Source organism: Phenylobacterium sp. CCH9-H3, from assembly GCF_001557235.1.
Lineage (GTDB): Bacteria > Pseudomonadota > Alphaproteobacteria > Caulobacterales > Caulobacteraceae > Phenylobacterium.
The window spans coordinates 1-6,498 of record NZ_LSJI01000291.1; the positions used below are offsets into that span (position 1 = coordinate 1).

General features: G+C 68.4%; 8 protein-coding genes. 7 read left to right on the plus strand and 1 reads right to left on the minus strand.

The window, feature by feature from the left end:
- The first annotated feature begins 202 nt into the window (after nt 1-202).
- Genes metK through trmB form a run of 3 tightly spaced genes read left to right on the plus strand, consistent with a single transcriptional unit; the run spans nt 203 to nt 2,478 of the window.
- Entirely contained in the window at nt 203-1,423 is a 1,221-nt protein-coding gene (metK, locus tag AX721_RS25685) for a methionine adenosyltransferase (protein ID WP_068878807.1), read from the plus strand.
- Nucleotides 1,423-1,794, plus strand: a complete 372-nt coding sequence (locus AX721_RS25690; protein ID WP_068878808.1) for a YkvA family protein — start codon at nt 1,423-1,425, stop codon at nt 1,792-1,794. The genes metK and AX721_RS25690 overlap by 1 nt, the downstream gene beginning before the upstream one ends.
- Before the next feature lie 9 nt (nt 1,795-1,803).
- Nucleotides 1,804-2,478, plus strand: coding sequence for a tRNA (guanosine(46)-N7)-methyltransferase TrmB (gene trmB / locus AX721_RS25695; protein WP_068878809.1), 675 nt, complete (start codon nt 1,804-1,806; stop codon nt 2,476-2,478).
- Here trmB and ppa read toward each other — a convergent pair.
- A complete protein-coding gene (gene ppa / locus AX721_RS25700; RefSeq protein ID WP_068878810.1) occupies nt 2,475-3,014 on the minus strand; it encodes an inorganic diphosphatase in 540 nt (179 codons plus the stop codon). The genes trmB and ppa overlap by 4 nt on opposite strands.
- Nucleotides 3,015-3,226: 212 nt before the next feature.
- Here ppa and rimP point away from each other — a divergent pair, with 212 nt between their 5' ends.
- From rimP to AX721_RS25720, 4 genes are all read left to right on the plus strand, one after another.
- A complete protein-coding gene (gene rimP, locus AX721_RS25705) occupies nt 3,227-3,769 on the plus strand; it encodes a ribosome maturation factor RimP (RefSeq protein WP_068878811.1) in 543 nt (180 codons plus the stop codon).
- 13 nt (nt 3,770-3,782) lie between these two features.
- The gene (gene nusA, locus AX721_RS25710) at nt 3,783-5,501 is read left to right on the plus strand and encodes a transcription termination factor NusA (protein WP_068878812.1); all 1,719 of its coding nucleotides are present in this window, start codon (nt 3,783-3,785) and stop codon (nt 5,499-5,501) included.
- 20 nt (nt 5,502-5,521) lie between these two features.
- Nucleotides 5,522-6,187, plus strand: coding sequence for an RNA-binding protein (locus AX721_RS25715; RefSeq protein ID WP_068878813.1), 666 nt, complete (start codon nt 5,522-5,524; stop codon nt 6,185-6,187).
- An 84-nt stretch (nt 6,188-6,271) separates the two neighbouring features.
- Nucleotides 6,272-6,498: translation initiation factor IF-2 associated domain-containing protein (locus tag AX721_RS25720; RefSeq protein WP_156467379.1), on the plus strand; the 227-nt coding region annotated here is incomplete at its 3' end.

Sequence of the window (6,498 nt, forward strand, 5' to 3'; positions counted from 1 at the left end):
ATCTACAGCCGGATCGGCGATGCCGGTTTCGCCGGCTTGCTCGCCCTGTCCGCCGGCGCCTGGTTCGCCGGCCGCCGGCGTCGTCCCCGCGCACTCGCCGATCAAGGGACCTAGCCTTGGCGCCACATAAGGATTTCTTTATAGGCGAGCGACCTACTTGCCGGCCGTCGCCAGCGCCGCATCCATCTCCGGAGCCTAGCCCTTGAGCCGTTCCAGCTACATCTTCACCAGCGAAAGCGTGTCCGAGGGCCATCCCGACAAGGTGGCCGACCGGATTTCAGACACGGTCGTCGACGCGTTCCTGAGCGTCGAGCCGCAGGCCCGGGTGGCGTGCGAGACCCTGGTGACCACCAACCGGATCGTGCTGGCCGGCGAGGTCCGCGCGGGCAAGCCCGGCGCCTCCAAGGCCGAGAACAAGGCCCTGACCAAGGAGATCGTGAAGTCGCTGGAGCCTAAGGTGCGGGCGGCGATCAAGGACATCGGCTACGAGCAGAAGGGTTTCCACTGGAACAAGGCGAAGTACGCCTGCCACCTGCACGAACAGTCGGCCCACATCGCCCAGGGCGTCGACGCGTCCGACAAGAAGGACGAGGGGGCGGGCGACCAGGGCATCATGTTCGGCTACGCCTGCGACGAGACCCCGGCGCTGATGCCGGCGACCCTGCAGTACAGCCACGACATCCTGAGGAAGCTGGCGGAAGTCCGTCACTCGGGTGAATGCGCCGTGCTCGAACCCGACGCCAAGAGCCAGGTCACCGTGCGCTACGAAGACGGCCGTCCGGTCGAGATCCTGCAGATCGTGGTCTCGACCCAGCACAAGAAGCGCATGGGCCTGCACATGGCCACGCCCAAGCGCCTGGAAGGCGTGATCAAGCCCTATGTTGAGAGCGTGATCCCGGCCGGCCTGATCACCAAGAAGACCAAGTGGCACATCAATCCGACCGGCCGTTTCGAAATCGGCGGTCCCGACGGCGACGCCGGCCTCACCGGCCGCAAGATCATCGTCGACACCTACGGCGGCGCCAGCCCCCACGGCGGCGGCGCCTTCTCGGGCAAGGATCCGACCAAGGTCGACCGCTCCGCCGCCTACGCCTGCCGCTACTTGGCCAAGAACGTCGTGGCCGCGGGTCTGGCGCGCAAGTGCACGATCCAGATCAGCTACGCCATCGGCGTGGCCAATCCGCTGAGCTTCTACGTCGACCTGCACGGCACGGGCGAAGTCGATCCGGCCAAGCTGGAACTGGCCCTGCCGCAGATGATCGGCGGCGCCACGCCGCGGGCGATCCGCGAGCACCTGCAACTGAACCGCCCCATCTACGCCCGCACGGCCGCGTACGGCCACTTCGGCCGCCAGCCCGACAACGAAGGCGGCTTCTCCTGGGAGAAGACCGACCTCACCGAGCAGCTGAAGTCGCTGGCCTGATGGGTCTGCGGGCGTGGGCGTTCGCGCTGAAGCGCGACGCCCACGCCGTCTGGCTCGCAGCCCGCGATCCGCGCACGCCGTGGTATGCCAAGGCTGTGGCGATCGCCGTGGCGGCGTACGCGTTCTCGCCCATCGACCTGATCCCCGATTTCGTTCCCATCCTCGGCTACCTCGACGATCTGATCCTGGTGCCGGCGGGTTTGTGGCTGGCGCTTCGGCTGATCCCGGCCGAGGTGCTCGCGGCCCATCGCGAAGCGGCAGAAGCCGCCGCACGCCGGCCGATCAGCCGGGCCGGCGGGATCGCGGTCGTCCTGGTCTGGATCGCACTTTCGGCGGTGGCCGCTCTCGCGGTCGCCGACGCTCTGCGCTAGAGCCTGCGAATGTCTGACCACCACCCGCCGTTGCGCTCGTTCGGCCGTCTGAAGTCGCGGCCGATCAAGCCGCGCCAGGCCGCGCTGATGGAAGCGCGCCTGCCCGGCCTGCGCGTGCCCCCGAGCCCGATCGCCCCGGCGGCGCTGATGCCCGGCGCGCGGGAGACCTGGCTGGAGATCGGTTTCGGCGGCGGCGAACACATGGCGGCCCAGGCCGCCCGCGCCCCGGATGTCCTGGTCATCGGCGCCGAGCCCTTCGTGAACGGCGTGGCCAGCGCGGTGCGCCATATCGACGAGCAGGGCCTGGAAAATGTCCGACTGCACGATGGCGACGTGCGCGATCTCATCGCCAGGATGCCCGACGCCAGCCTGGCGCGGGTCTTCATCCTGTTTCCCGATCCCTGGCCCAAGTCCCGCCAGCAGAAGCGCCGCTTGGTGCAGCCGGAACTGGTAGGCGAGCTCGCCCGCACCCTGCGTCCCGGAGGGCGCCTGCGCTTCGCCAGCGACGTGGCGAGCTACGTGGACCAGGCCCTGGAGCGCTTCCTCGGCAATCCGGCCTTCGCCTGGACCGCGGGGCGTGCGGACGACTGGCGGGTCCCGCCGGCCGACCACATCACCACCCGCTACGAGGAAAAGCGCCTGGGCGATTGCGCGCCGGTCTTCCTCGACTTCGTCCGGACCTAGCCGGCGTTGGCGACCCGGTAGGCTTCGATGGACTGGCGGATCAGCTCGCCGGCCTCCTCCGGATCGGCCCAGCGGACGATCTCGACGCTCTTGCCCTTCTCCAGGTCCTTGTAGTGCTTGAAGAAGTGGGCGATCTGCTCGGTCAGGATCGCCGGCAGCGAACGCCAGCTGTCCACGCCCGCATAGAAGGGGTGCAGCGCGTCCACCGGCACGGCCAGGACCTTCTCGTCGCCGCCCGCCTCGTCGCGCATGATCAACGCGCCCACCGGCCGCGCCCGGATGATCGCGCCCGGCACTACCGGCGTGGGCCCCACCACGATGATGTCCATGGGGTCGCCGTCGTCGGCCAGGGTATGCGGGATGAAGCCGTAGTTGCCGGGATAGAACATCGCCGTGTGCAGGAAGCGGTCGACGAAGATCGCGCCGCTTTCCTTGTCGATCTCGTACTTCACCGGCTCGCCGCCCTGCGGGATCTCGATGAGGGCGTTGACGTCGTACGGCGGGTTCTTGCCGACGGGAATCTTGGAGAGGTCCATGGGAGGATGGTCTTTCGCGAGACACACAAAGGGAGGCGCGGTGTGTGGCCCATCCGGCCGCGGGAGGGAAGAGGGACAAGTCGCAATGGGGCTGACAAGCCCCTGATCGCCCGCTATATATCCCTCAACATCGTCCGTTAGCGCTGTATGGCGCCTACGAGCGGCGGGCTCCGGCCCGGCCGCTTTTTTCTTTACTAGGGCCCAGGCTTGGCATGCGCGGGAAGACCGCAGAGGACCTGAAACTTCTGGATCTGCTCGACCCCGTGGCCGAGGCGGCGGGCTATGCCATCGTCCGCCTGCGCCTGATGGGCGGGACCGAGCGCCGCAAGCTGCAGATCATGGCCGAACGCCCGGCCGACGGCGACATGAACGTCGAGGATTGCGCGCGCCTCAGCCGCGCCGTCTCCGAGGTCATGGACGCCGCCGATCCGATCAGCGGAGAATATCTGCTGGAGGTGTCGTCGCCCGGGATCGACCGGCCGCTGACCCGCCTGTCCGACTTCGAGTCCCACGAAGGCTTCGAGGTGAAGATCGAGCTTGATCGGCTGGCCGAGGGGCGCAAGCGCTTCCGCGGCGTGCTAGCCGGGATCGAAGGCGACCAGATCGGGATCGACCTGGAGGGGGAGGAGGCCACGGCCATGATCCCCTTCTCCTGGATCGTCGAGGCCAAGCTGGTGCTGAACGACGAACTCATGAAGCGGGGGGCCGCCAGCCGCGCCGCCCGCCTCGCATCCGAACAACAGACGACCGAGTAGAGGGACGAACCCCATGAGCCTGACCGGCATTTCGGCCAACCGGCTTGAACTCCTGCAGATCGCCGAAGCGGTCGCCCGCGAGAAGTCGATCGACAAGGAGATCGTCATCGAGGCGATTGAAGAGGCGATCCAGAAGGGCGCGCGCTCGCGCTACGGCGCCGAGCACGACATCCGCGTCCACATCGACCCGAAGACCGGCGAGACGACCATCAAGCGAGTCGTGACCGTCGTGTCCGACGATGCGGTGTTCGGCGGCGGGTTCGACGAAGAGGGCAACGAGCTGCCGGTGGAGGAGCCGCCGGGCATCCTGCGCCTCGCCGACGCCAAGCGTCGCGACAAGGACGCCGTGGTGGGCAAGACCTACGAGGAGCTGCTGCCGCCGTTCGAGTTCGGCCGCGTGCAGACCCAGATGGCCCGCCAGGTGGTGATGGGTAAGGTCCGGGACGCCGAGCGCGAGCGCCAGTACGAAGAGTACAAGGACCGCGTGGGCGAGATCGTCAACGGTACGGTCAAGCGCGTCGAGTACGGCAACGTCGTCGTCGACCTGGGCCGCGGCGAGGGCATCATGCGCCGCGACCAGTCGATCCCGCGCGAGAACTTCAACATCGGCGACCGGATCCGCTGCTACATCTACGACGTCCGTCGCGAGACCAAGGGCCCGCAGATCCTGCTGAGCCGTGCGCACGGCGGCTTCATGGCCAAGCTGTTCGCCCAGGAAGTGCCGGAAGTGTACGACGGCGTCATCGAGATCCGCGCCGTGGCCCGCGACCCGGGCAGCCGCGCCAAGATGGCGGTCATCTCCAACGACAGCTCCATCGACCCCGTCGGCGCCTGCGTCGGGATGCGCGGCAGTCGCGTGCAGGCGGTGGTGGCCGAACTGCAGGGCGAGAAGATCGACATCATCCAGTGGAGCCAGGACGAGGCGACCTTCATCGTCAACGCCCTGGCGCCGGCGGAAGTCTCCAAGGTCGTCATGGACGAGGAGGACGAGCGGGTCGAAGTGGTGGTGCCCGACGAGCAGCTGTCCCTGGCCATCGGCCGTCGCGGCCAGAACGTCCGCCTCGCCTCGCAACTGACGGGCTGGCAGATCGACATCATGACCGAGAGCCAGGAGAGCGAGCGCCGCCAGCGCGAGTTCGCCGAGCGTACGGCCCTGTTCCAGGAAGCCCTGGACGTGGACGAGGTGATCGCCCAGCTGCTGGTCACCGAGGGCTTCGCCTCGGTCGAGGATGTGGCCTACGTCGACGTCTCGGAGATCGCCTCAATCGAGGGCTTCGACGAGGACACCGGCGCCGAAATCCAGGCCCGCGCCCAGGAATACCTGGACAAGGAAGCCGCCGAGTACGACGCCAAGCGCAAGGAGCTGGGCGTCGAGGACGGCCTGCTCGAGATCGAGGGGATCACCCTGCCCATGGCCGTGGCCCTGGGCCAGGGCGACGTGAAGACCATCGAGGACCTGGCCGGACTGGTTCCCGACGACCTGCGCGGCTGGTTCGAGAACAAGAACGGCGAGCGCGTCCGTGAGCCCGGCATCCTGGAGAGCTTCAACCTGGAGCCGGCCGACGCCGAGCTGCTGATCATGCGCGCCCGGATCGCCATGGGCTGGGTCGAGGCCCCGCCCGAACCCGAGCCGGTGGAGGAAGAGGTCGCGGCTGAGGCTGACGCCGACGCCGAACCCAGCGACGAAGCGTTCGCCGAGGCCGAAATGGCCGGCGAAGCGCGCGACGCCTAAGGCCGGTGAGGTGACCCGTCATGGAGACATCCGCCGCTAGGCCCCATCCCACCCTCGCCGCGGCGTCGCGCGAACGGCGCGACATCGTGTCCGGCGAGGTGATGGAAGAGGCGCGGCTGATCCGCTTCGTGACGGGCCCCGACGGCCAGGCGGTCCCCGACCTGGCCCGCAAACTGCCCGGCCGCGGCATGTGGGTGGCGGCCGACCGCGCGTCGGTGACGGCCGCCGCCAAGAAGGGCCTGTTCGCGCGCGCCGCCAAGGCGAAGGTTTCGGCTCCGGTCGACCTGGCCGATCAGGTGGAAGCCCTGCTGCGCGTCCGGCTTTTGTCGGGCCTGGGGCTTGCGCGCCGCGCCGGCGACCTTACCTCGGGGTTCGAGAAGGTTTCCTCCGCCATTTCGTCGGGTAAGGCCGCCTGGCTGATCGAAGCGAACGACGGCGCGGCCGACGGGCGACGCAAGATCATGGCGCTGGCCCGCAAAGCCTCCCCGGCCCCCGGCATGGTGGGCGTCTTCGGCGCCGCCGAATTGGGTTTGGCCTTAGGGCTGGAGAATGTGATACACACCGCCTTCCTTGCGGGGCGAGCCGCCGAGCGTTGGGCCGAAGATGTCCGGCGCCTGGCGGGGTTCTGTCCGCTCCTTCCTGAGGATTGGCGCGAGGAGCCTGTCGAGGCCAAGCGGGAGCCATGAGGCTTTCCGCCTCTCCTCGTTTGAGGCGGGCGACGTTTTGAGATGAATGACCGGGATCCGCCCGGGGCTGAGTAAAGCGAGCGAATGAGCGAAGACAACAACAACGGCCGTAAGCCCCTCACGCTGAAGCCCCGCACCGGCGGGTCCGTCAGCTCGGGCACGGTGAAGCAGAGCTTCAGCCACGGCCGGACGAAGACGGTGGTCGTCGAGACCAAGCGGGCGCGTCCTCACGCGGCCGGCGGCGGCAATCTGGCCGCTCCGTCCAACGCTGAGCGCCGCGTGTTCGAGTCGCCGCAGCGTCCCGCCGCCCC